Below are 24,777 nucleotides of genomic sequence, written 5' to 3' on the forward strand. Positions count from 1 at the left end.
GTCACAGCGGTGCCTGCTGCCGTGGCCAGTTCAGGCTGAAGCAGGCGCCACCCAGCGCGGCGCTGCGCCCCACCGTGGCTCGGCCCGCGTGCCAGTAGATGATCCGCCGCACGATCGACAAGCCCAGGCCATGCCCGCCCGAAGCGCGGGTACGGCTGTCGTCGAGGCGGGTGAACGGTGTGAAGATACGGTCCCAGACGCCCTCGGGGATCCCCGGGCCGTCATCCTCCACATCGATGCGGCAGCGTTGCTGCCCCAACTGGTAGCTCAGGCGCACCTCGGCCTCGGCGTGACGCATGGCGTTGCCCACCAGGTTCTGCAGCGCCCGGTGCAGGTAGCGCGGTTCAGCTTCGACCCAGGCGCCTTCGCCAGCGGCGCCCTGGCACTCACCGCGCACCACCCTTACCTCGGCACGCAACGGCGCGAGTTCTTCGATCACCCGGTCGAGCAAGGCATCCAGGTCTACCCGCTCGAACTTCAGCGCCGGCGCGCCCTGCTCCAGGCGGGCGTAGGTGAGCATCTCGTCGACCAACTTGTCGAGGTCCTGGATATCGCCATCCATGCCCGCCAGGTGCTTGGCCCGGGCCTGCTCGTTGGTGGCACTTTCGATCATCTCCAGGCCAAAGCGCAGACGTGCCACTGGCGTGCGCAGCTCGTGGGAAACCGCCCGCACCAGTTCGCGCTGCATGGTCAGCGAGCGCTGCAGGTGCTCGGCCATGCCGTTGAAGGCCGCGGCCAGACGCCCCACCGAGTCGGCGCCGCCGGCCGGCACGCGGGTGTCCAGGCTGCCTTGGGCGATGCGCGTGGCGGCAATCTCCAGGCCCGACACGCGCCGCTCCAGTTGGCGTACCAGCAGGTAGACCACCAGGCCGATCAGGCACAGACCAAGAAAGGTTATCAGGATCAGCAACTGCGGCGGATAGGGGTTGAGCTGGTACAGCGGGCCGATTTCCAGCACCCAGGGCGAACCCGCCAGCCCGGCGAACACACGGATCGAGTCGCCATCCTTGCCCAGGGCCATGACCGTATCGCCCTCCTCGACCCGGCGCCGCTGGTCATCGTCCAGGCTCACCCGCTCGATGCGCTGCAAGGCCACGCCAAAGCCGAAGCCCTTTTCTTTCTTGATCTGTGCCAGGCGCTGCTGCTGTTCGGTCACCGAGTAGCGCACCAGTTCGTCGGCCAGCAGATAGAGGGTGGCCCGCGCCAGTTGCTCGCTGATCTGTTTGATCTGCGCCACAAGCATCAGGTCTTCCTGGCCGACCTTGCGTAGCACCTCGGCCGCATGCGGGCCGGTCTTCTCGACCACCACCAGCCCGCGGTACAGGCGCGCCCGCTGACCGCCATCGAGTGTGCGCGCGGTCATGGGCTGCAGCGCCAGTGGCACGCCGAGCAGGCGCTCCCAGATCAGCAGCGAGCGCTTGCGCTCGGTATCGTTCTGCAGCGCCAGGTTGTCGGCCATCAGGCTGAAGGTGCCCTGGGCCAGGCCTTCTCGGTGCTGGGCGGCACGCACTTCGTTGACCAGGTGCAGGCTGAGTACACCGAGCAGGGCCACCAGCACCAGCACGGCCAGCATGCCGCCATAGATACGCAGGAAGATCGAATTGTTCATGGGGCCTCGCCGACGAACAGGTAGCCCTTGCTGCGAAGTGTCTTGATCAGCCTTGGCTGGAGCGGGTCGTCGCCGATCTTTGGGCGGATCTTGGAAATGCGTATGTCGATGGAGCGGTCCTGCCCGTCGTAGCCGACCCCCCGTAGCGCGGTGAAGATCTGCTCGCGCGTCAGCACCCGGCCGGCATTGCTGGCCAGCAGCCAGAGCAGGTCGAATTCGGCGCCGGTCAGCTCTATCAGCTGTTCGCCCAGGCGCGCCTCGCGCAGGCGATTGTCGATGCGCAGCGCGCCGAAGGCCAGGTCCTGGCGCTTGCTGTCCGGTGCTTCGCTGCGGCGCAGCAGTGCCTGGATACGCGCAAGGAGGAGCCGTGGGCGTACGGGTTTGCAGACATAGTCATCGGCCCCAAGGTCCAGGCCCTGGACTTGGTCGAGTTCATCGCTGCGGGCGGTCAGCATGAGGATTGGGCCGGGGTACTGGCTGCGCACCCGGCGACAGATGCTCAGGCCGTCCTCGCCGGGCAGCATCAGGTCGAGAATGACCAGGTCGGGCTGGCTGTCGACGATGCGCCGCGCGGCGCGGGCGCCATCGCCCTCGACGCTGATTTCGTAGCCGTTGGCCTGCAGGTACTCGGCGGTGAGCTCGGCCAGGCGCTGGTCGTCTTCGACGATGAGGATGCGGGGTGCGGGGTGGTCCATGGCTTGTGCCTTATCTTGTTGTTCTTCTGTTGCCTGTACCGGCCCCTTCGCAGCACAAGGCTGCTCCTACAAGGTATGGCGCTCCCCGGTAGGAGCAGCCTTGTGCTGCGAAGGGGTCGGTGCAGGCAACATAACCCTTTAACCAAAAGGCAACATCTGCTTCGGATACTACGTCCCACCCCCGGCACTGCCAAGCCGCCTCGCAGCCCCTCGACTGAACCGTTTTTTGTGATAGGGTTCGCGCCCGAAAAATTCTGCCCCGGGGCTGCAAGACGCAGAAAAATACTGCAAACCACTTGGCACAAGGCCTACAGCGAATACCCACCATTCACTCACAAAGTACGCACAAGTTATCCACAGGCGCTCGCCTTGCAAAGCCCCCGATACCGCATTATCTTGTATCCCGATCGCAGCGAACCACTAGATATAGGGTTTCGTGCAAAATCACACACAAAAGTCAACCCGCAAAATCAAGCGATTTATCGGGTGAACTTCAAGTGATTCCAGCAGCCAAACCGCTCCTGCGGAGGCGACCGAGGCAAGCCCCTCCAGGGCCTTGTTCGGGTATGGGTGTTGCAGGCCAGGCCTGGCATCCATCAGCAACAGTTTTTGGGCCCGGCCCAGAACCTTTGACTTCGGCCAGGGAGCGGCGTGCCATTGCCCCTTTTTCCTGAGTCTGTCCCGAAGTTGGTACGCCCGCGCGGGCGGATGCGCATGCATTGCCCATCCCCGCCAGGCCATCGAGCAAGTGGACGGAACGGTGGGCGCCCAAAAGGCGCCTGAACAATATAGAAACTGTGGAGACACCCACCCATGCAAACCGACACAACTCGCGAGAACCCGCAGGCCAAGGTGCCGCAGGCCGCCGATTCCAACCAGGATCTGGCCGCCACCGCTCCCGGCCAACTGCGTGTGATCAAGCGTAACGGCACTGTCGTCCCCTACACCGACGACAAGATCACCGTTGCCATCACCAAGGCGTTCCTCGCAGTTGAAGGCGGCACCGCCGCCGCTTCGTCGCGCATCCACGACACCGTCGCGCGCCTGACCGAGCAGGTCACCGCCACGTTCAAGCGTCGTATGCCATCGGGTGGCACCATCCACATCGAAGAAATCCAGGACCAGGTCGAACTGGCCCTGATGCGCGCCGGCGAGCAGAAAGTCGCCCGTGACTACGTGATCTACCGCGAGCAGCGCGCCAAGGAGCGTGCCACCCGCGTGAACGCCGAGTCCGTGGTCGAGCCGCACCCGACCATCCGCATCACCCTGGCCGACGGCAGCCTGGCGCCGCTCGACATGGCCCGCCTGAACACCATCATCAGCGAAGCCTGCGAAGGCCTGGCCGAAGTCGATGGCGACCTGATCCAGCGCGATACCCTGAAGAACCTGTACGACGGCGTGGCCATCAAGGACGTCAACACTGCCCTGGTGATGACCGCCCGTACCCTGGTAGAGCGCGAGCCGAACTACTCGTTCGTGACCGCCCGCCTGCTGATGGACACCCTGCGTGCCGAAGGCCTGGGCTTCCTGAACGTGGCCGAGAGCGCCACCCACCACGAAATGGCCGACCTGTACGCCAAGGCCCTGCCGGCCTATGTCGAGAAAGGCGTCGAGTTCGAGCTGCTGGACCCGGCCCTGAAAGGCTACGACCTGGAGCGCCTGGGCAAGGCCATCGACCACGAGCGTGACCAGCAATTCACCTACCTGGGCCTGCAGACTCTGTACGACCGCTACTTCATCCACAAGGATGGCGTGCGCTTCGAGCTGCCACAGGTGTTCTTCATGCGTGTGGCCATGGGCCTGGCGCTGGAAGAGAAAGACAAAGAAGCCCGTGCCATCGAGTTCTACAACCTGTTGTCGTCCTTCGACTACATGGCCTCGACCCCGACCCTGTTCAACGCCGGCACCCTGCGCCCGCAGCTGTCCAGCTGCTACCTGACCACCGTGCCGGACGACCTGTCGGGCATCTACCACGCGATCCACGACAACGCGATGCTGTCGAAATTCGCCGGTGGCCTGGGCAACGACTGGACCCCTGTGCGTGCACTGGGCTCCTACATCAAGGGCACCAACGGCAAATCCCAGGGCGTGGTTCCGTTCCTGAAAGTGGTCAACGACACCGCCGTTGCCGTCAACCAGGGTGGCAAGCGCAAGGGCGCCGTGTGTGCCTACCTGGAAACCTGGCACCTGGACATCGAAGAATTCATCGAGCTGCGCAAGAACACCGGTGATGACCGTCGTCGTACCCACGACATGAACACCGCCAACTGGATCCCTGACCTGTTCATGAAGCGTGTCTTCGATGACGGCAAGTGGACCCTGTTCTCGCCTTCGGAAGTGCCAGACCTGCACGACCTGACCGGCAAGGCCTTCGAAGAGCGCTACGAGTACTACGAAGCCCTGACCGAGTACAACAAGATCAAGGTGTTCAAGACCATCCAGGCCAAAGACCTGTGGCGCAAGATGCTGTCGATGCTGTTCGAGACCGGCCACCCGTGGCTGACCTTCAAGGACCCGTGCAACCTGCGTTCGCCGCAGCAGCACGTGGGCGTGGTCCACAGCTCGAACCTGTGCACCGAGATCACCCTGAACACCAACAAGGACGAGATCGCGGTCTGCAACCTGGGCTCGATCAACCTGCCGAACCACATCGTCGACGGCAAGCTGGATACCGCCAAGCTGCAACGCACCGTGAACACCGCCGTGCGCATGCTCGACAACGTGATCGACATCAACTACTACTCGGTGCCGCAAGCGCGTAACTCGAACTTCAAGCACCGCCCGGTCGGCCTGGGCATCATGGGCTTCCAGGATGCGCTGTACCTGCAGCACATTCCGTACGGCTCCGATGCTGCCGTCGAGTTCGCCGACAAGTCGATGGAAGCGGTCAGCTTCTACGCCATCCAGGCGTCCTGCGACCTGGCCGACGAGCGCGGTGCGTACGAGACCTTCCAGGGTTCGCTGTGGTCCAAGGGCATCCTGCCGCTGGATTCGCAACAGATCCTGATCGAGGCCCGTGGCGCCAAGTACATCGACGTCAACCTGGAAGAGTCCCTGGACTGGGCCCCGGTGCGCGAGCGCGTCAAGAAAGGTATTCGTAACTCGAACATCATGGCCATCGCGCCGACCGCGACCATCGCCAACATCACCGGCGTGTCGCAGTCCATCGAGCCGACCTACCAGAACCTGTACGTGAAATCGAACCTGTCGGGCGAGTTCACCGTGATCAACCCGTACCTGGTCCGCGACCTGAAGGCCCGTGGCCTGTGGGACTCGGTAATGATCAACGACCTGAAGTACTACGACGGTTCGGTGCAGCAGATCGAGCGTATCCCGCAAGAGCTGAAGGACCTGTACGCCACCGCGTTCGAAGTCGAGACCAAGTGGATTGTCGATGCCGCCTCGCGTCGCCAGAAGTGGATCGACCAGGCCCAGTCGCTGAACCTGTACATCGCCGGCGCCTCGGGCAAGAAGCTGGACGTTACCTACCGCATGGCCTGGTACCGTGGCCTGAAGACCACCTACTACCTCCGTGCCCTGGCCGCGACCAGCACCGAGAAGTCGACCATCAACACCGGCAAGCTCAACGCCGTTTCCAGCGGTGGCGACAGCGCCCCGGTCCAGGCAGCCGGCCCTGCGCCAGTGCCGAAGGCCTGCGCGATCGACGAGCCTGACTGCGAAGCCTGCCAGTAAGGCCAGGCCGAGGCTTCCTGCGGGAAGCCTCAATGCGTTTTCCGCACCACTGCGGACCCTGTGGGAGCGGGTTCACCCGCGATGAGGCCGGCACTCCCGCCGCCTCTCCACAGCAAGACACAACAAGCCGTGGCTGCAAAGCCGCGGCCAGCCCTTTTCGGGCACCTCAGATTTGCGTGCACCGCACCGCAACCAAGATCCACCGGCCATACTTGATAGATGGCCCTCAAGCAGGAGCATCTCACCATGCTGAGTTGGGACGAATTCGATAAAGAAGACGGCGAAGTAGCCGCCAAAGGCAACACCCCTGCGCAGGCCGCTGCCGCCGCCACCCTCGACAAGCTCGACAGCGCCGGTGGTGCCGCCGCCCTGGAAGCCCGTGCCGCCACCGCCGACGACTCCGACGCCGTCAAGCGCGCCAAGGCTGCCCTGAACGACCTCGACATCGCCGAAGGCCTGGCCGAGCTGGAAGGCTCCAGCGCCCGCGTGCGTGTTGACGAAAAGCGCATGATCAACTGCCGCGCCGACCTCAACCAGCTGGTACCGTTCAAGTACGACTGGGCCTGGCAGAAGTACCTGGACGGCTGCGCCAACCACTGGATGCCGCAAGAGGTCAACATGACCGCCGACATCGCCCTGTGGAAGAGCATGGACGGCCTGACCGAAGACGAGCGTCGCATCGTCATGCGCAACCTCGGCTTCTTCTCCACTGCCGACTCGCTGGTAGCCAACAACCTGGCCCTGGCCGTGTACCGCCTGATCACCAACCCGGAGTGCCGCCAGTACATCCTGCGCCAGGCCTTCGAAGAGGCGATCCACACCCACGCCTACCAGTACTGCATCGAGTCGCTGGGCATGGATGAAGGCGAGATCTTCAACATGTACCACGAGATCCCGTCGGTAGCGAAGAAAGCCGCCTGGGGCCTGAAGTACACCCGCGCCATCTCCGACCCGGAATTCAACACCGGCACCGTCGAAACCGACAAAGAGCTGCTGCGCAACCTGATCGCCTACTACTGCGTACTGGAAGGCATCTTCTTCTACTGCGGCTTCACCCAGATCCTGTCCATGGGCCGCCGCAACAAGATGACCGGCGTGGCCGAGCAGTTCCAGTACATCCTGCGTGACGAGTCGATGCACCTGAACTTCGGTATCGACGTGATCAACCAGATCAAGATCGAGAACCCGCACCTGTGGGACGCGGCGATGAAGGAAGAAGCGACCCAGATGATCCTGCAAGGGACCCAGCTGGAGATCGAATACGCCCGTGACACCATGCCACGCGGCGTGCTGGGCATGAACGCAGCGATGATGGAAGACTACCTCAAGTTCATCGCCAACCGTCGCCTGACCCAGATTGGCCTGAAGGAAGAGTACCCAGGGACTACCAACCCGTTCCCGTGGATGAGCGAGATCATGGACTTGAAGAAAGAGAAGAACTTCTTTGAGACGCGTGTGATCGAGTATCAGACTGGCGGGGCGTTGAGCTGGGATTGATAGTCCGGGCGAAGCACAGAGAAGGCTGCCGATTGGCAGCCTTTTTTATTGGCAGGAAAAATGCCGAAGAGGAAGCTTCCTACAAGGTTCTCATTGTGACTTTTGTATCGTCGCGATAACGTCTGTTGGCGCTTAAGAACGCTCACGCAGCGGTATTCCGTTCCCGTTAGCAGCGGCTCTCCAAATCAGGATGGCCAAGATGAACAGTTTCAATACACCTACCCTATTCACCCGCCACAACCGCCCCCTCCACACCCTCTGGCTCGAATCCCAAGCCTGGTTTTGCGCCCACGAACTCGGCCGGCTGAGTGGTCACTTCTACGACGAACACTGCATGCGCAAACTCGACCCGGATCAGTACCGCTCCGTGCAGTTGCTGCGCTATGGCAAGTACCAGGAAACCACGATGGTCAGCGAATCCGGGGCCTATACCTTGTTGGCGCATCACCATGTGCCGGAGAACCGGCATCTGCGTTGGTGGCTGACGCATGAGGTGGTGGCGGTGTTGCGTGATCGGCAGGAAGACGGGGTGGAAGATGTCCCGCGACTGGGGCAGATGTGCTGGCCTGGGGGACAGAGCGCGACGTTGTTGTATTGGCAGAGTGAGCCTTGGGTGAGGATGCGGGATATGCCGGTGGTGCTGGCTGGGGAAGTGCAACAGCTGCCGCCAGTAGAGCAGCCGAAGTTGAGTTGGCGGGAGTGTGCGCAGCGGGCGCTGCGATTGCATGGGGTTTAAGCGGCGGGTTTGCCTGGGCGGGCCTCTTCGCGGGTGAACCGCTCCCACAGGTACTGCGGTGGCTTCAGGTTAATGCTGTACCTGTGGGAGCGGCCGTGGCCGCGAACACCGGCACAGCCGGTGCCATCCACCGCGTCGCCTGTTTCGCGGGCTTGCCCGCTCCCACAGGTACTGCGCTGGCTTCAGGTTAATGCTGTACCTGTAGGAGCGGCCGGGTCCGCGAACACCGGCACAGCCGGTGCCATCCACCGCGTCGCCTGTTTCGCGGGCTTGCCCGCTCCCACAGGTACTGCGCTGGCTCCGGGCTTACGCTGTACCTGTGGGAGCGGCCGTGGCCGCGAACACCGGCGCAGCCGGTGCCATACACCGCGCGGCGCACATTCATACAGAAGCCTCGCTACACCAGCAAAAATGTTACTTGGCAGCTTTCGCCGCCTGCCGGTTGGCCCTGCGAATGTCCCGGTAGCCGACCAGGCGCACGCGCATTTCCCGGTAGCGCTGGGTATTGATGACCAGCAAGGCCAGCAGCCCGAACAGCAAAACCGAGACGTAGCCGCCCATGTGCGGCCGGTAAGCGTAGCTCGGCAGCGCGGCCAACACGGCCAGCCCGTTCAGGCCGATCAGCCCCCGCAGGCCCCAGGCGTATCCACGCACCAGCGCGATATGCGAAGCGGCGCTCACCGTGCATGCCAGCGCCAGGGCCAGTACCGACAGCGACTGGTCCGGGCTGCGCAGCCAGGTGGAGAACACCAGTGAAACACTGCCGCCAATGGCAAAGCAGGACAGCTGGAACTCGGCGATGAAAACGCCGAAATAGCGGGAAAGAAATCTTTGCAGTTCCTGACCCTTTTGAAACTTCGATCCATTCATATGAGTGAGCGCTGTCGTCCTTGAAAACCGTAGAGCGCGGCTAGCTTACCTTGACAATTGCGAATGAATAAACCATAAAACCCGACTTCGAAGTGCCTGCCAGCGCGATATCACTTTGGCACTTTATGTAAGTTTCGCACCTGTGCACATTAACAACTCCGCACAGGCACACGCCCTCCCCAGGGCCGATAGGAGATCGAATTCTGGTGAATGAATCGCCGTTGCTTTCAGCGCTGTTCCCGCAGGCCGGTTCTGGGGAACTGAAATGAAGCGTGTGTCCAAAGCCCTGCCGACGCTGCTGGCTGCAATCGCCCTGAATGCATGCGCGCATGCGCCCGCCCCGTCATCGAATGCGGGGCCTGAAGTTATCCTTGCCGGGCACAAGCTTGCACTTGTGAACCACGAAGGTCGTTGCGCACTGCGCAGCTCCGATGCATCACTGCTAGAGCTGGACATGCCCTGGCCCTGCCAATTCAGCCCGGATAGGGATGGAGGCAAGCCTCGCGTGGAACAGTTCAATGGTGTGCAGATCATCATTGTCAGCCATGTGCAGCCAGCCCTGTCGCTGCCCGGACGTTGCGATAGCCAGTACCAGGCTGTTCGCCAGATGGGCAACCGCCTCGAGCCTTCCATCCTGGCACGTGGCGCCAGTTGCTCAAGCGGCCCTGTGGACCAGAAAAACTTCGTAGGGCTGTTCGAGTGGTAACCGAAATCGCGGACTACCAGTCGCTACGCCAAGTCGTCCGCAAGCGCAAAGGGTGTTACCAGCCATGAAGAAAATCCTCTTGTCCCAACAAGATCGCGGCTTCGGCCAGATCGGTGGCGCGGCTTTGCTCAAGGACCTCTCCTTGTGGCCGAAAAACCCGGAAACCGGCATGTTGATGACGCCCATCCTGACCCTGAGCGAGCGTTTCCAACCGGCCATGTTTGTCCCACCCGGCATGGCCATCACGGTTTTCCTCGCCGTCGAGCAACATCAGGATGGCAGTTTCAGCCGCCCTCTCCAGCGTCGCTATACGGTCAATCAACAAGCCGAACTGCTGAACGTCCTCAGTAGCGGCTTTGCCCGGGTCATCCTGCATGAACTCGCCAGCCAGCCACTGGAACCCGCCAATCCCCCTTTGCTGCTGGAGCGAGCGTTCATAGATTTCGAAGAAATGACTGACGAAGAGCATGACGAGGAACATCAGGATGAGGACAGCGGGATCGGCCTGAGCAAACCCAGCGGTAGGCCCTGCTGGCTGCAGGACCCGATCTACGAACCAACGCGCTACATGTTCATGATGCAACTGATAGATGCTGACGTGGCCGAAGCCAGCCCTCAGCATGCGGGGCTGTTCGGCGAAGGTAACGGCTATCTGTTCGTGGACATGCAGGCACGCCGTGGCAAGCAAGGCGACGACGCCGGTTTCTTCTTCATTCAGTTCGCCTGAATGACCAGCCAGGATCAAGGTCCGCCCATGAACATAGCTACGGCACGAACGGCAAGATCTCGGGGCCTGGTATGAATATCTACCATTTAGACAACGCGCCAACGCCTTGGGGAGACTGGGGCGCGGCACTGGTCCAGGGCATGATCGCCTGGGACGAAGATACCGATGTAGACAGCATCAAGCGCGCCGGCCCGTATACCCCGGCCGCCTACATACGTTCGGGTTCTCTGGTGCTCACCCAGCCGGTCAAGGAAGCCCTGGAAAAAAGCGGGCTGAAGGGGGTCGGGCGTTACGAGCACCTGGAGAAGACCCATATCGTGCACATCGACTGGCTGCACTGGGATACCAGCAAACCCATTACCGAATACCTCGATCTGGAAGGCGAGCCGACCTGGATCATCGATTCCCTGCCCCATGACCCTGAGCTTGCCGCACGTATGCCGGAGTACTGGCAGGCATTCGTGGTGGGCAAGCTCTACCTGCTCAAGGACCCGCAGCATGACCCTGCCGACCTCGGCCAGTATCTCAAGGTGCTCAAGGCCGACGAGCAAGCCGATTTATTCAAAGGGGATGTCTATCGTGGGTATTTCCTGAGCGAACGCGCCAAGGAGTGGCTGGAACAGCAGTGCCCAGGTTGCTTTACATTCACCCTGCTCGGTTGAATCAGTCCAGCTGCCGAGCCCTCAGCGCCTGCGCCAGCATGTCAATGAAGGCGCGGACCTTGGCCGAACCGTACTTGCTCTCCCGGTGCAGTATATGGATTGGCCACGGCGCCTCTTCGTATTCGGCAAGGATCACCTGCAACTGCCCACTGGCCACCTCATCCGCTACCTGATACGACAGCAGGCGGGCAATGCCCAACCCGCCGCTGGCGGCAGCGATTGCCCCGTCATTGCTGGTCACCGTCAAGCGAGGCTTCATGCGCACCAACGTTGGTTCATCGGTTACTCCGAAACGCCAGCCGGCTCGCGGCGACAGGTTGGTGGTGCCGATCACCGCATGCCCCGCCAGGTCGGACGGGTGCTTCGGCACGCCGTGGCGCGCCAGGTACTCGGGAGAGGCGCACAGCATGCGCCGTACCCTGCCCACCCGCAGTGCTTTGAGCCCGGAGTCGGGCAAGGGGCCGATACGAACGGCCACATCCATGCCCTCTTCGACCATGTTGACGATGCGGTCGAGGAAGTAGGCGGAAACGTCAACCTCGGGGTACTGCTGCAGGTAGTGGACGATGCACGGCATGACGAACTTCTTGCCGAACAGGATGGGCGCGGTGACGGCCAGGTCGCCCTTGGGCGTGGCGTTGATGCCGGCGGCGGCTTCGTTGGCCTCGTTGATGCTGGCGAGGATATGGCGGGTGTCTTCCAGATAGCGGCCACCGGCTTCGGTCAGGCGTACGCTGCGGGTGGTGCGCAGCAGCAGTTTGACCCCCAGCTGATCCTCCAGGGCGCTGACGGCGCGGGTGACTGCGGCAGGGGAGATGTCCAGACGGCGGGCAGCGGCGGCGAAGCTTTCCAGCTCGCCTACGGCGACGAACACCTTCATCAGGTGGATCTGGTCCATGCGGGTTCCTGGGAGGCTATGAAGTGCCGGGATTATCTTTCATCTGGGCGTTTTGTGTTGCCTGTTCTGACCTCATCGCCGGCAAGCCAGCTCTCACAGGTACTCCACAGGTTTCGGCAACGGTGGAGTACCTGTGGGAGATTGCCCAGCCCTTTGGGCTGCGCTTTCGCGCAGAGAACCAATATCGCTCGTCTGACGCGTCCTTTGTAGGAGCAGCCTTGTGCTGCGAAGAGGCCGGTACAGCCAGTAGACAGGCTTTGTCAGCCCCGGCCTCTTCGCAGCACAAGGCTGCTCCTACAGAACCTCGCCGAACCAATGAGTCATGTGTTGTTCTATGAGAGCTGGCTTGCCGGCGATGAGTCGGTAAAGGCATATCAGATATCCAGTACCAACGCCTGCACTCCCTCCTCCACCCGCGCCGGTATCGCGCAACAGATTAGCGCAGTCCCACTTTCCGGCATTTCCGCCGGCGGATTCGGGTAATGCACCCGGCCACTGACCAACCGTGTCTTGCAGGTACCACACGACCCACCTCGGCAACTGAACTCCGGCGACAATCCGCGAGCCTCGGCCAGCTCCAGCAGCGTCCCGCTACCAGGCGCCCAGCGCGCCTCCTTGGCCGAAGCCGCAAAGTACACCGGCACCGGCTCGCTGGCCGCGGGCGGCTGTTGCAGGGTGGGCTGGTCATCGTCGGTGTGCCGCCGGAGCGTTGACGGGCCAAAGGCTTCGGCATGAATCCGCGCATCCGGCACATGCAGCCCACGCAGCCCTTCATACAGGTCCTGGGTAAAACTGCCTGGGCCGCACAGGTAGAAATCGTAGTCGTCCAGCGCCAGCGTCGCCTTGACCTGCTCGATACCCAGCCGACCGGCAAACTCGTAATCACGCCCCGCCAGCGCATGCTCTTCCGGCTGGCTCAGGGCGCAGTACACGTGCAGCAGGCCGCCGGCCTGTTGCCGCAAACTTGCCAGCTCCTCACGGAACGGCAGGTCGGCCAGGCTGCGCGCACCATGGAACAGATGAATGCGCCGTGCCTGCCCCTTGCTCAACTGCTCGCGCAGCATGGCCAGTAACGGCGTGATACCCACACCCGCGCCGATCAGCACCAGCGGCCGCGTACTCTGCTGGTCCAGCGTGAAGCTGCCCATCGGCGAGCGCACGTTCAGCACATCGCCTGCCACGACGTGCTCATGCAGGTGCCGCGAGGCCCGACCCTGGGCTTTGACGCTGATGCGCAGGTAACCGTCGGAAGGCGCGCTGGACAGGCTGTAGGTGCGGATCAGCGCCGCCTCACCGTCGAGCTGGACTTGCACCGGAACATGCTGCCCGGGCGCAAAGGCCATCGCACTGCCAGCAGGAGGCTCAAGGTAGAACGAGCGGATCTCACGGCTTTCCTGCTCCACCCGCAGCACACGCCAGGCCTGCCATTGGCGCTGCCGCTGGCGTTGCTGCAGACGTATGTCGGCCTCGGCCCAGGTGCCGGTCATCAGGCTGGTCGGGGCGTACTCCTTGAAGGCCCAACGCAGGGAAACGGCAGCCGGGCGCCGCACCACCTGCTCGACCTCCAGCGTCCACAAGCGCTCGGCGCCTTCGAACGCCTGGATGGCGGGGCTGTCCAGCAGCAACTCGACATGCCCGTATAGCTGCAACACGTTGCCGTTGCTGAAATCGATGAATAGCAACCCTGCTTGCGGGTTCACCAGCAGGTTGCCCAAGGTGTTGAAGTGCAGGTTGCCAGCATAGTCGGGGATGGTCAGGCGATTGCCTTCGACCTTGATGAACCCGGGCCGCCCGCCACGGTGAGAGACATCCACCGAACGCTGGCCGTCGACATGCTCGACATAGCTGGCGACAAAGAAGGTGTCGGCTGCCTGGATCATGCTGACAGCCGAGGCATCGAGTGTCGTCGCATCGACACGCCCTTGGGCGGGTTCCGCGACACGGGTGTAGTCACGCAGCTGGATGTACTGCGGGCAGTTGCCGAACGACTGCTCCACAGTCACCTGCAGTTGCCCGTCGCCGGCCTGGTGGATCTGGCCGTTGAGGCGGTTGCGCCGGCGGGTGTGCAATTCGATCCCCAGCAGGCCGACCGCCTGCCCGGCAGCCAGCCCCGGGGTGGCGGGATCGTCTGCTGGCAGTTGAGTGTCGATCGTCAGCTGGCGCGGGTCCGGCGAGCTGACGAAACCTTCCGGCCCTTCCAGCAGCGTTGCCCAGGGCCGCCCCAGTGCGTCCACGCTGGCGGCGACCATGAACGGCAACTGGTGATAGAAAATACGATGCTGGTCGGGCATGTAGTCACGAATGACCTTCTGCCCGAACGCCTCCATGCGCTCCGAGACACCGGCTTTTTCCTGCAGGGTCTTCTCCCCCGCATGCCAGGGCGAGGAGTGGTGGTCCGGGTTCTGTTGCATGGCGGCGTTCCTCGCAGTGGCGGGATATCAGGCGCTGGTCTGCAGGCCGATCACGGTGCGTGGCATGGGCACGAAGCGCGGCAGCGCCTCGATCCGCGCCAGCCAGCTGCGTACGTTGGCATAGGGCTCCAGCGACACATTGCCCTCCGGTGCGTGGGCGATGTAGGAGTAGTTGGCGATATCGGCGATGGTGGGTGTGCTACCGGCCAGGAAGGGCGTTTTGGCCAGCTCGGCGTCGATCACCTTCAGCAGGGTATGGGCGCGGGTAATCACTTCGTCGGTGTTGAACGAGGCTCCGAACACCGTGACCAGACGCGCGGCAGCAGGGCCGAAGGCCAACGGACCGGCAGCGACCGACAGCCAGCGCTGGACGCGGGCGGCGGCAGCGGGCTCCTCGGGGAGCCAAGTGCCGTTGTCGTACTTCTTGGCCAGGTACACCAGGATGGCATTGGAGTCGGCGATCACCGTGCCGTTGTCGTCTATGACCGGGACCTGGCCGAACGGGTTGAGGGCCAGGAAGTCCGGCTGCTTGTGCGCGCCTTTGGCCAGGTCGACGAACACCAGCTCGGTGGGCAGGTTCAGCAGCGAAAGCATCAGCTCGATGCGATGGGCGTGGCCGGACTTGGGGAAGTTGTAAAGCTTGATCGGGTTCGACATTGGCTTGGCTCCTGATCAGCACCGGGGTGGGCTGGTGGAGCACATGCTGCACCGGTTCGGCTGGCAGCAGAATCCGTGTGGCGGGGAAACCATAATTTCGCGGAGCGGAATAATGCACTCAGGCTTCTGGCCTCCTCGCGGGCAAGCCCGCTCCAAAAGCACTACACCCTCCCGTGGGAACGGCTTTAGCCGCGAAGAATCCAACGCGGTGCCTGGCACCGGCTGCGCCGGTGTTCGCGGCTAAAGCCGCTCCCACAGGTCCCTGCTAAATCAGAGAAATCAGCCCAATCGCTGCTGCCGTTGGTAGAGGTAAAGAACATGCACAGCATCTACCACCAACGACACAGTGGCTTGGTGTTCTTCGAGGCTCATCTTGTCCAGGACGGAAAAATTTTCCTCCGAACCGTGCAAGGCAATAGCGTCGAGATATTTTTGAAGATGGGCAGGTAATTCTGTCCATCGTCCCAAACGAACACCCCGCATGTACCCGAAGCACCACTCTTCAAGCACTACAATTTCGCCCTGCGCAGTATCTCTGACCTCAAAGAACAGATTCAGCTCATCCGTGGCTTCGCTGAGCATGATCGCGACGGTATTGTAAAACTTGATGATCAAATCCGTGTAGCGCTGAGCCTGGGCCTTGCTTTTGAACCGAGGCAATTTGCCGCCAGAAACCTCCGGCAGCCACTCACTTGGTGGCAGCATATGCGGCGAGCTGCATAGGGCATTCACAAAGCCATCGAGTTCACTGACATCAAGTATCGCGTCATCATTGCCATACTTGAAAAGCAGCTCTCCCAGCTCGTCCAACTCCTGGTCGGTGATGGGGTTACTCATAGAGGTCAATCCTGCAGCCGGTGGTAACGGTAAAGCCTGCGTGCTGCCTCGGTCACCTGAGGCACGCAGGCCTGGATATCCGCTTCGCTCATCTGGTCCAGCAACTCGAAGTTGTCCTCCAGCCCATGCAGCGAAATGGCCTTGAGCAGTTGGTCCTGCTCCGGCGGCAGCTCGGCCCAGCCAGCGACCTGGGTGCCGCGCATATAGCCGAAGCACCATTCCTCCATCACGACTACCGTGCCTGCCTCGCCTTCACTTTCCTCGAACAGCGGCTCGAAGTGATCGACGTCGTCCCCCAACTCCTCCGCCACCTGGCTGGCATAGCGCAGCATCAATGCCGTATACGCCTCTTCATGCGCCGGCTTCTTGAATTTCGGCACCTTGCCACCAGCCACCGAGGGCAGCCACTGTTCCGGGGTGACAGTGGTCGGTGAGCTGGCCAGTGCAGTGAAAAAGCCATTGAGCTCGGCCAGGTTGAGTACCGAGTAGTCATTGCCGTAGGTGATCAGCAGGTCTTCGAGGCGGTCGAGTTCTTTTTCGCTGAGTGCGGGGAGCATGGGTGAACATCCTGGGAAGCAAAAGTGTGTGCACCCTAGCACAGCAACGCCCGAAGGGCTGCCCGCGCTTACAGCTTTGCGGGCAGATTGCTTAACGTGGCAACCAGCCATGCAGCAGCTGCTGCCTGCCAGTTCCGATCAACAGCCATAGCAGAATGCGACACTTGCGCGGACACAACTGCCCCGCCATATGTACCCCCTTGCTCTGCAGATCGATCTCGGCACCGGCAAAACCGTAAGAGGCCGTGGCTGTTGGGCCACTGCCTGTGCGGGTAGCAACAATCACTGGCAAGGTAGGCGCGAGATGGCCAAGCACTTCGGACCAGCTACTGGAAACGTGGCCGGCACCAAAACCGGCGATGACCAGCCCCTCGTAGCCCAGTGCCGCTGTAGCCTTCAACAACGCCGTATCTGCGTCCAGGCACGCTTCCAGCATTGCAACCCGGTGCTCGGTGCGATGCGGTAACGGCAGCACCTCTCGTGGGCCAGGTGGCTGACGATATTCCACGGCACCTTCCACAACATCGCCCAGCGCTCCACACCCGGGCGATTCGAATGCAGCCATCGCGAGGCTTGCCGTCTTGCGAACCCTTGCAGCACAGTGAACCTGATCATTCATCAGTACCAGAACGCCGCGCCCACGGCTGCCCGGCGCCAGTGCAACCTGCGCCGCAGCCAGCAGGTTGGCCGGGCCGTCGTTGCCCGGCTGGCTGGCCGCGCGCATGGCACCGGTCATTACCAATGGCGCATCGAACGGCCAGAGCAGATCGAGGAAATACGCCGTTTCCTCGAGGCTGTCGGTACCTTGTGTCAGTATCACCGCGTGTGCTCCGCGAGCCACCTCGCCCCGGGCCCAGGCCAGCACCTCGAGCATCGCCGCAAAGCCCAGCGAGGCACTGGGGAGCAGACCCAGAGTGGCAGCTTCAAGCTGGGCCATCTCACGCAGTTGCGGCAACTCGGCCAGTTGTTCATCGCAGTCAAGCTTGGGCATCACCCCCCATTCGCTCGCACTTGCCCGCATGCTCACCGTCCCTCCAAGGCTGGCAATCGCCAACTTGGGCAGGTTTGCATGCGCTTTCATACGCCACCTCCAGCAAGCAGCCCGACCAGCGGAACGATCGCCAGTGTGCTGATGGCCATCGACACTACATTGCCGATGTAACCATGCATGTAGGCCGGCAAGCGCTGACTGATGGCCACTGCCAACGGTGGCGCTACCAGCGCGCCCAGCACTGCACTGGCTACGACCACTTGCCAGCCTCCACCGTGGGTGAGCACAGCGGCAGGTACGATAGAGACGATGGGAATGTAAGTGGGGTACCAGCCTCGCGCCTGCCATTGGCGACGCCAGAACACGACTCCCACCAGTGATGCCAGCGCCTGCCCGGCAACCAGCGGTATCAGCAGCAGCGAACCGTAGACTGGCGCAGCGGGGGCCAGCATGTATGCCAGGAACACCCCCAACAGTAGCCCGAGGCTGGCCAGTTCATTACCGAAGAATGGCGCTTCGCTGAAATCGGCCAGTACACGCCGCAAGGTCCAGGCCACACCGAAGTCGGGCTGGGCCGCATCGGATTCAGGTGCGGCGGTCGGGTGGCTGGGCCGTACCCATGATGGAAAGCGCCAGCACAGCATGAACGCAATCACGCTTGCCAGCGCCATGCCACTTACGTTGCCGACTACCACCGGCAACTGCAGGGGATAGCACAGGTAGTTGACCATCAACAGGCTGGCTGGTGTTACCAACAGCGCTCCCAGCAGTGCGCCGGTGATGGTCACCTGCCAACCCGCACCAAACAACAGCACCATGGCTGCTGGCAAGGATACGAAAGCAACGAAGGTTGGTTGCCAGGTACCACTGGCCAAGGTCCATCCCCACAACGCGTGACTGAGCAACAAGCCCAGCAGTGAACTGGTGAACACCCACGGCCATAGTCCGCTGCCGTAGCAGATGGCAAAGCCGTGCCAGCGATACCCATGCACATGGGCCCAATGCGCCAGGCAAGCTCCCAGTAGCAAGCCCAGGGCGGGCAACTCGTGCTTATAGAAGGCCACTTCGCTGATATCACCAACTATCCAACGCAAGCGGCTTAGCGGCTGATCAAGCGTCGCTGCCAATTGCGTGTAGTCCGGCCATTGGCCCTGTACGAGGCTGGCGGCCAGCAGCACCAGCAGGCAGGCAAGGATCAACACCGACGAACGCTGCCGGTTGGGGAAGAGTTGCGTTTTCATGTGCAACTCCTCAGCGGGGCATAGGTGCATGAAGGCGATAGCCAAGCGTCGCATCGTAAAGATCGGTGCGCCTGTCCCGCGGCAAGTCGTTGAGGCTGTTCCAGATCGGCGCCGAGCGGGCGCTGCTGAGGTCGACATCGGCGTAGAGAATACCCTCCTCCTCTGCACTGGCCACCTCGCCAATAGGCCAGCCATTGGTACCGGCAATCAGTGAACAGCCCAGGAAGCGACCACCCCGCTCGCTACCTATGCGATTGGCGGCAGCGATATAGACGTTGTTGGCGTGTGCCGCCGTCATGGTCAGGTAGGACGCCATGCAGCGCCCTGATTCATCGAACAGCGGTGGCAGCGTCCATACCCAGTTGTTCAGGCTGCAGATGATGTCGGCGCCTTGCGCAGCCATCAGCCGCGGCACTTCCGGGAACCAGATATCCCAGCAGATCAGCAGGCCGATACGGCCGATCGGTGTCTCGAACACTGGGAAGCCCAGGTCACCAGGGGTGAACCAGAGCTTTTCCTGGTTCCACAGGTGCGCCTTGCGGTAATGCCCGAGCAAGCCTTGCGGACCGAACAGTGCGGCACTGTCGAAAAGTTTCAGTCCCTCGCGTTCGGCAAAACCCGCAGCCAGATATACCTGGTACTCCTTGGCGAAATCCGCCCAGGCTTTCAGGCTGCGCCCCTCCTCCAGCGTTTCGGCATGGGCATAGGCCTCTGCACGCGTGTGGAAGGTGTAGCCGGTGTTGGCCAGCTCGGGTAGCACGATCAGGTTGGCGCCTTCACGCGCCGCGCACCGGGCCAATGCCAGGCCCTTGCTCAGGTTGCCATCGCAATGCTCCAGCCCGACCTGAGGGTCGTACTGGATGACAGCGATACGTACGGGGCTAACGGGCGTGCAGTGTTCAGACATGGCGGCTTCCTTTTATGGTTGTTTTGGAAGGGCGCCAGTAAAGCGGGGTTGGGCGGGGGAGTGACAGTCGGGGAGTTCCTATGGGATCGAAGGACAAGAGAAGTGTTCCAGTAGGAAATTCCCCACAAAAACTCCCGGATGCAGCTATTTCCCAGCTTGATAATGTGGGTAGTGGTTCAGGGTAAAGCCACCATTGAACGATGCCGATGTTCTGTTGCATAGGTTGATGACCACATCAAGCGCCGTGCGTAAACACGGCTCGGTCCAGCCGGCGTCAACAGAGAAGGACTCTCCAGCCAGATACAACCCTGAACTGGCACTCAGATCACGGTTGTACTTCATCAGGCTCACTGCATCGTAATAGGTCCCAGCCCGATACAACTTTGCGCAGCCAAGCGCGTTTCGATCAGTCATCCAACGCTGTATGCGAATGTTTCAGGTATCGATATAAGGCGATATGGGTTCAGCCACGTTGCTCCCCCATTTCAAAAGGGGTTACAGGTTGCTTGTGATTTCCTGCGTTATTCACCAGCGTAAGGTGACGCCCACCCACACGTCGGGACTGCTCGATCAAGGTGATACGGGTAAAGCCGCAACGTAGCAATTCTCGGGCTGCAGTTAGCCCGGTAACACCAGCACCGACAATACATATCCGGTGATCCGGCTGAGTGGCGTATGCAACTCCGCCCTCTTGTTCGAGTAGACGGCGATAATCAAAGCAAAGATCAGGAGGGTTAGGGTAACGCGCAGCCCACGGCTTTACGGACAGGGATGGCTCGATAGCCAGATCAGCAGGATGGTTGTGTGTTGAGCCGATGGTCATGGTCTCGTGTTCTCAATGAGTTGGGAACATGAGAATGATCAATCAAGAGATGCGTGAGGAGGTTGTTAATTAGCACCAACTGGCCACCACAGGATCGGGAGATATCTGTGGTGGCCGGGTTGATGTCAATAAAGCCGTTACACCTTACACCGCCAGCGCGCGCTCACGCAGCTCGCTATTGAGGATGCGGTCGTTCTCGCTGTAATCGACCGGGCAGTCGATCACGTGCACGCCAGGGGTCTTGATGCAGTGCTCCAGCAGCGGCAGCAGGCCTTCGGCGCTTTCCACGCGGTGGCCGTTGGCACCGTAGGCTTCGGCGTACTTGACGAAGTCCGGGTTGCCGTAGTCCAGGCCGAAATCGGTGAAGCCCATGTTGGCCTGCTTCCAGCGAATCATGCCGTAGCCGTCGTCACGCAGGATCACCACGGTGATGTGCATGCCCAGGCGTACCGCAGTTTCCAGCTCCTGGCTGTTCATCATGAAACCGCCGTCGCCGCAAACCGAGATCACCGGGCGGTCCGGGTGTACCAGATGCGCGGCCATGGCCGATGGAAGGCCGGCGCCCATGGTCGCCAGGGCGTTGTCCAGCAGTACGGTGTTTGGCTTGTGCGCCTTGTAGTTGCGGGCGAACCAGATCTTGTAGATGCCGTTGTCCAGGGCAACGATGCCTTCGGACGGGAGCACGCGACGGATGTCGGCCACAAGGCGCTGCGGATAGACCGGGAAACGGTTGTCGTCGGCACCTTCGGCGATCTGCGTTTCGTTCGCTTCACGGATCGCCATCAGGCGGGTGAAGTCCCAGTGTGTGGTTTCTGTCAGCGCTTCGCTGATCTGCCACACGGCGTTGGCGATGTCACCGATCACTTCCACCTGCGGGAAGTACACGGCATCAACTTCGGCGGAGCGGAAGTTGATGTGGATGACCTCGGTGCCGCCACGGACCATGAAGAACGGTGGCTTCTCGATCACGTCGTGGCCGATGTTGACGATCAGGTCGGCGGCTTCGACGGCGCGGTGCACGAAGTCGCCCGACGACAGTGCGGCGTTGCCCAGGAAGCGTGGGTGGCGCTCGTCGACCACACCTTTGCCCATCTGGGTGGTGATGAACGGGATGCCGGTCTTGTCGATCAGCTGCTTGAGGACCTTGGCGGTCATCTTGCGGTTGGCGCCGGCGCCGATCACCAGGATCGGGTTGCGAGCTTTCTGCAGTTTTTCCACGGCGGCTTCGATGGCCTTGTGCTCGGCCAGCGGGCGGCGGCTCAGGCTAGGCGGAATCGGCAGGCTTTCGGTCTGCTCGGCGGCGATGTCTTCCGGCAGCTCCAGGTGCACGGCACCCGGCTTCTCCTCTTCGGCCAGGCGGAAGGCTTCGCGCATACGGGCCGGGATGTTGTCGGCGGAGGCGAACTGGTGGGTGTACTTGGTGATGGGGTCCATCATGCCGCACACGTCGATGATCTGGAAACGGCCCTGCTTGGACTTCTTGATCGGCTTCTGGCCGGTGATCATCATCATCGGCATGCCGCCCAGGTAGGCGTAGGCGCTGGCGGTGACCAGGTTGGTGGCGCCAGGGCCGAGGGTCGACAGGCTGACGCCAGTCTTACCGGTCAGGCGACCATAGGTGGCAGCCATGAAGCCTGCGGACTGCTCGTGACGGGTAAGTACCAGCTTGATCTTCGACTTGCGCAGGGATTCCAGCAGATCGAGGTTTTCTTCACCGGGAATACCGAATACATACTCGACACCTTCGTTTTCCAGGCATTGCACAACGACATCGGCGGCCTTGGCCATCTTGCTTGCTACCTCAAGTGATGGGACGGTGGAAGTCCGGAAATGCGCAGCACGGTACGCTGGCATCGCTCAGCCCGGGGCCAAGAGTGCCCCGAACCAAAGTCTTGACGTAGGGTGGATGCGGGAAAGTCACGTGAATGTGACGGGAATATTTTCGCAGCTGGGTATTGCGCGCTCAGAGTAGGAGTTGTGGGTGCGGGCAAGTCGAGGCGTCGAACCGCGAACACCGGCGAAGCCGGTGCCGTACACCGCGTCGCCTGCTTCGCGGGCGCGCCCGCTCCCACAGAGGAAGGTTGTGCAGGTCTGGGACTTATTGGCCAGAAAGACAAAACCCCTACCTGCATGCGCAGATAGGGGTTTTGCGAAATGAATCTTGACGATGACCTACTCTCACATGGGGAAACCCCACACTACCATCGGCGATGCATCGTTTCACTGCTGAGTTCGGGATGGGATCAGGTGGTTCCAATGCTCTATGGTCGTCAAGAAATTCTGTTGCCAGAATGTCCAGATGGACAGCCCAGCGAATTCGGATATGCGATATTTGTGATGTTGCGAACTTTCGGTTGCTTCGTCTTCACCACCGCAATCTGCGTTAGCAAATTGCTTGGGTGTTATATGGTCAAGCCTCACGGGCAATTAGTATTGGTTAGCTCAACGCCTCACAGCGCTTACACACCCAACCTATCAACGTCGTAGTCTTCGACGGCCCTTCAGGGGATTCAAGATCCCAGTGAGATCTCATCTTGAGGCAAGTTTCCCGCTTAGATGCTTTCAGCGGTTATCTCTTCCGAACATAGCTACCCGGCAATGCCACTGGCGTGACAACCGGAACACCAGAGGTTCGTCCACTCCGGTCCTCTCGTACTAGGAGCAGCCCCTCTCAAATCTCAAACGTCCACGGCAGATAGGGACCGAACTGTCTCACGACGTTCTAAACCCAGCTCGCGTACCACTTTAAATGGCGAACAGCCATACCCTTGGGACCGGCTTCAGCCCCAGGATGTGATGAGCCGACATCGAGGTGCCAAACACCGCCGTCGATATGAACTCTTGGGCGGTATCAGCCTGTTATCCCCGGAGTACCTTTTATCCGTTGAGCGATGGCCCTTCCATACAGAACCACCGGATCACTAAGACCTACTTTCGTACCTGCTCGACGTGTTTGTCTCGCAGTCAAGCGCGCTTTTGCCTTTATACTCTACGACCGATTTCCGACCGGTCTGAGCGCACCTTCGTACTCCTCCGTTACTCTTTGGGAGGAGACCGCCCCAGTCAAACTACCCACCATACACTGTCCTCGATCCGGATAACGGACCTGAGTTAGAACCTCAAAGTTGCCAGGGTGGTATTTCAAGGATGGCTCCATGAGAACTGGCGTCCCCACTTCAAAGCCTCCCACCTATCCTACACAAGCAAATTCAAAGTCCAGTGCAAAGCTATAGTAAAGGTTCACGGGGTCTTTCCGTCTAGCCGCGGATACACTGCATCTTCACAGCGATTTCAATTTCACTGAGTCTCGGGTGGAGACAGCGCCGCCATCGTTACGCCATTCGTGCAGGTCGGAACTTACCCGACAAGGAATTTCGCTACCTTAGGACCGTTATAGTTACGGCCGCCGTTTACCGGGGCTTCGATCAAGAGCTTCGCTTGCGCTAACCCCATCAATTAACCTTCCGGCACCGGGCAGGCGTCACACCCTATACGTCCACTTTCGTGTTTGCAGAGTGCTGTGTTTTTAATAAACAGTCGCAGCGGCCTGGTATCTTCGACCGGCATGGGCTTACGGAGCAAGTCCTTCACCCTCGCCGGCGCACCTTCTCCCGAAGTTACGGTGCCATTTTGCCTAGTTCCTTCACCCGAGTTCTCTCAAGCGCCTTGGTATTCTCTACCTAACCACCTGTGTCGGTTTGGGGTACGGTTCCCAGTTATCTGAAGCTTAGGAGCTTTTCTTGGAAGCATGGTATCAACCACTTCGTCGCCTAAAGGCAACTCGTCATCAGCTCTCGGCCTTGAAATCCCGGATTTGCCTAAGATTTCAGCCTACCACCTTAAACCTGGACAACCAACGCCAGGCTGGCCTAACCTTCTCCGTCCCTCCTTCGCAATAACTGGAAGTACAGGAATATTAACCTGTTTTCCATCGACTACGCTTTTCAGCCTCGCCTTAGGGACCGACTAACCCTGCGTCGATTAACGTTGCGCAGGAAACCTTGGTCTTTCGGCGTGCGAGTTTTTCACTCGCATTGTCGTTACTCATGTCAGCATTCGCACTTCTGATACCTCCAGCAAGCTTCTCAACTCACCTTCACAGGCTTACAGAACGCTCCTCTACCGCGTCATCAAAGATGACACCCGTAGCTTCGGTGCATGGTTTGAGCCCCGTTACATCTTCCGCGCAGGCCGACTCGACTAGTGAGCTATTACGCTTTCTTTAAAGGGTGGCTGCTTCTAAGCCAACCTCCTAGCTGT

General features: G+C 61.0%; 19 protein-coding genes, 2 rRNA genes and 1 pseudogene (1 of these 22 cut by a window edge). 6 read left to right on the plus strand and 16 right to left on the minus strand.

Going from position 1 to position 24,777, the window contains the following annotated elements; translation table 11 throughout:
* Position 1: 1 nt before the first annotated feature.
* Together GYA95_RS17185 and GYA95_RS17190 are read right to left on the minus strand one after the other, a co-directional pair.
* The gene (locus tag GYA95_RS17185; RefSeq protein WP_161551455.1) at positions 2-1,609 is read right to left on the minus strand and encodes an ATP-binding protein; all 1,608 of its coding nucleotides are present in this window, start codon (positions 1,607-1,609) and stop codon (positions 2-4) included.
* On the minus strand, positions 1,606-2,304 hold the full coding sequence (locus GYA95_RS17190) for a response regulator transcription factor (protein WP_015271498.1): 699 nt from the start codon (positions 2,302-2,304) through the stop codon (positions 1,606-1,608). The genes GYA95_RS17185 and GYA95_RS17190 overlap by 4 nt, the downstream gene beginning before the upstream one ends.
* Positions 2,305-3,117: 813 nt before the next feature.
* Between GYA95_RS17190 and GYA95_RS17195 the strand changes: the two genes are divergently transcribed.
* From GYA95_RS17195 to GYA95_RS17205, 3 genes are all read left to right on the plus strand, one after another.
* Positions 3,118-5,997 (plus strand): ribonucleoside-diphosphate reductase subunit alpha, encoded by a 2,880-nt coding sequence (locus tag GYA95_RS17195; protein WP_015271499.1) that lies wholly within the window; start codon positions 3,118-3,120, stop codon positions 5,995-5,997.
* A gap of 246 nt (positions 5,998-6,243) precedes the next feature.
* The gene (locus GYA95_RS17200) at positions 6,244-7,494 is read left to right on the plus strand and encodes a ribonucleotide-diphosphate reductase subunit beta (protein ID WP_015271500.1); all 1,251 of its coding nucleotides are present in this window, start codon (positions 6,244-6,246) and stop codon (positions 7,492-7,494) included.
* Positions 7,495-7,693: 199 nt separating this feature from the next.
* Positions 7,694-8,230, plus strand: a complete 537-nt coding sequence (locus tag GYA95_RS17205) for a BRO-N domain-containing protein (RefSeq protein WP_015271501.1) — start codon at positions 7,694-7,696, stop codon at positions 8,228-8,230.
* 414 nt (positions 8,231-8,644) lie between these two features.
* On the opposite strand, the gene GYA95_RS17210 is transcribed toward GYA95_RS17205, so the two are convergent.
* Positions 8,645-9,100 carry a hypothetical protein gene (locus GYA95_RS17210; RefSeq protein ID WP_015271502.1) on the minus strand — a complete coding sequence of 152 codons (456 nt, stop codon included), beginning with the start codon at positions 9,098-9,100 and terminating at the stop codon, positions 8,645-8,647.
* 505 nt (positions 9,101-9,605) lie between these two features.
* Here GYA95_RS17210 and GYA95_RS17215 point away from each other — a divergent pair.
* The 3 genes from GYA95_RS17215 (at position 9,606) to GYA95_RS17225 (ending at position 11,195) form a co-directional block, all read left to right on the plus strand.
* Complete coding sequence (locus GYA95_RS17215) at positions 9,606-9,806, plus strand: hypothetical protein (RefSeq protein ID WP_052329232.1); 201 nt, start codon at positions 9,606-9,608, stop codon at positions 9,804-9,806.
* Between the two features lie 64 nt (positions 9,807-9,870).
* A complete protein-coding gene (locus tag GYA95_RS17220; protein WP_015271504.1) occupies positions 9,871-10,533 on the plus strand; it encodes a hypothetical protein in 663 nt (220 codons plus the stop codon).
* A gap of 71 nt (positions 10,534-10,604) precedes the next feature.
* The gene (locus tag GYA95_RS17225) at positions 10,605-11,195 is read left to right on the plus strand and encodes a hypothetical protein (RefSeq protein ID WP_170304005.1); all 591 of its coding nucleotides are present in this window, start codon (positions 10,605-10,607) and stop codon (positions 11,193-11,195) included.
* A 1-nt stretch (position 11,196) separates the two neighbouring features.
* On the opposite strand, the gene GYA95_RS17230 is transcribed toward GYA95_RS17225, so the two are convergent.
* From GYA95_RS17230 to GYA95_RS17285, 13 genes and pseudogenes are all read right to left on the minus strand, one after another.
* Complete coding sequence (locus GYA95_RS17230; RefSeq protein ID WP_015271506.1) at positions 11,197-12,093, minus strand: LysR family transcriptional regulator; 897 nt, start codon at positions 12,091-12,093, stop codon at positions 11,197-11,199.
* A gap of 374 nt (positions 12,094-12,467) precedes the next feature.
* Positions 12,468-14,504, minus strand: a complete 2,037-nt coding sequence (locus GYA95_RS17235) for a pyridoxamine 5'-phosphate oxidase family protein (RefSeq protein ID WP_015271507.1) — start codon at positions 14,502-14,504, stop codon at positions 12,468-12,470.
* A 27-nt stretch (positions 14,505-14,531) separates the two neighbouring features.
* A complete protein-coding gene (locus GYA95_RS17240) occupies positions 14,532-15,161 on the minus strand; it encodes a glutathione S-transferase family protein (RefSeq protein ID WP_015271508.1) in 630 nt (209 codons plus the stop codon).
* Between the two features lie 279 nt (positions 15,162-15,440).
* Positions 15,441-15,998 carry a UPF0149 family protein gene (locus GYA95_RS17245; RefSeq protein ID WP_015271509.1) on the minus strand — a complete coding sequence of 186 codons (558 nt, stop codon included), beginning with the start codon at positions 15,996-15,998 and terminating at the stop codon, positions 15,441-15,443.
* A 5-nt stretch (positions 15,999-16,003) separates the two neighbouring features.
* Positions 16,004-16,555: a UPF0149 family protein gene (locus GYA95_RS17250; RefSeq protein WP_015271510.1), complete on the minus strand. Its 552-nt coding sequence runs from the start codon at positions 16,553-16,555 to the stop codon at positions 16,004-16,006.
* Positions 16,556-16,646: 91 nt separating this feature from the next.
* Positions 16,647-17,636, minus strand: coding sequence for an asparaginase (locus GYA95_RS17255; RefSeq protein ID WP_015271511.1), 990 nt, complete (start codon positions 17,634-17,636; stop codon positions 16,647-16,649).
* Positions 17,633-18,787 (minus strand): hypothetical protein, encoded by a 1,155-nt coding sequence (locus GYA95_RS17260; RefSeq protein WP_015271512.1) that lies wholly within the window; start codon positions 18,785-18,787, stop codon positions 17,633-17,635. The genes GYA95_RS17255 and GYA95_RS17260 overlap by 4 nt, the downstream gene beginning before the upstream one ends.
* 10 nt (positions 18,788-18,797) lie before the next feature.
* Positions 18,798-19,694, minus strand: coding sequence for a nitrilase family protein (locus tag GYA95_RS17265; protein ID WP_015271513.1), 897 nt, complete (start codon positions 19,692-19,694; stop codon positions 18,798-18,800).
* A 144-nt stretch (positions 19,695-19,838) separates the two neighbouring features.
* Positions 19,839-20,171, minus strand: a pseudogene (locus GYA95_RS28360) (FAD-dependent oxidoreductase); the annotation flags it as partial.
* Positions 20,158-20,517: an FAD-dependent oxidoreductase gene (locus tag GYA95_RS28365; RefSeq protein WP_223998001.1), complete on the minus strand. Its 360-nt coding sequence runs from the start codon at positions 20,515-20,517 to the stop codon at positions 20,158-20,160. The pseudogene GYA95_RS28360 and the gene GYA95_RS28365, both read right to left, overlap by 14 nt.
* A gap of 144 nt (positions 20,518-20,661) precedes the next feature.
* On the minus strand, positions 20,662-22,305 hold the full coding sequence (locus tag GYA95_RS17275; protein WP_015271514.1) for an acetolactate synthase large subunit: 1,644 nt from the start codon (positions 22,303-22,305) through the stop codon (positions 20,662-20,664).
* A gap of 371 nt (positions 22,306-22,676) precedes the next feature.
* Positions 22,677-22,792 (minus strand): 5S ribosomal RNA (gene rrf, locus GYA95_RS17280).
* A gap of 131 nt (positions 22,793-22,923) precedes the next feature.
* Positions 22,924-24,777: ribosomal RNA gene (locus GYA95_RS17285) — 23S ribosomal RNA — on the minus strand; it runs 1,038 nt beyond the window's last position.

This window comes from Pseudomonas asiatica (assembly GCF_009932335.1).
GTDB lineage: Bacteria > Pseudomonadota > Gammaproteobacteria > Pseudomonadales > Pseudomonadaceae > Aquipseudomonas > Aquipseudomonas asiatica.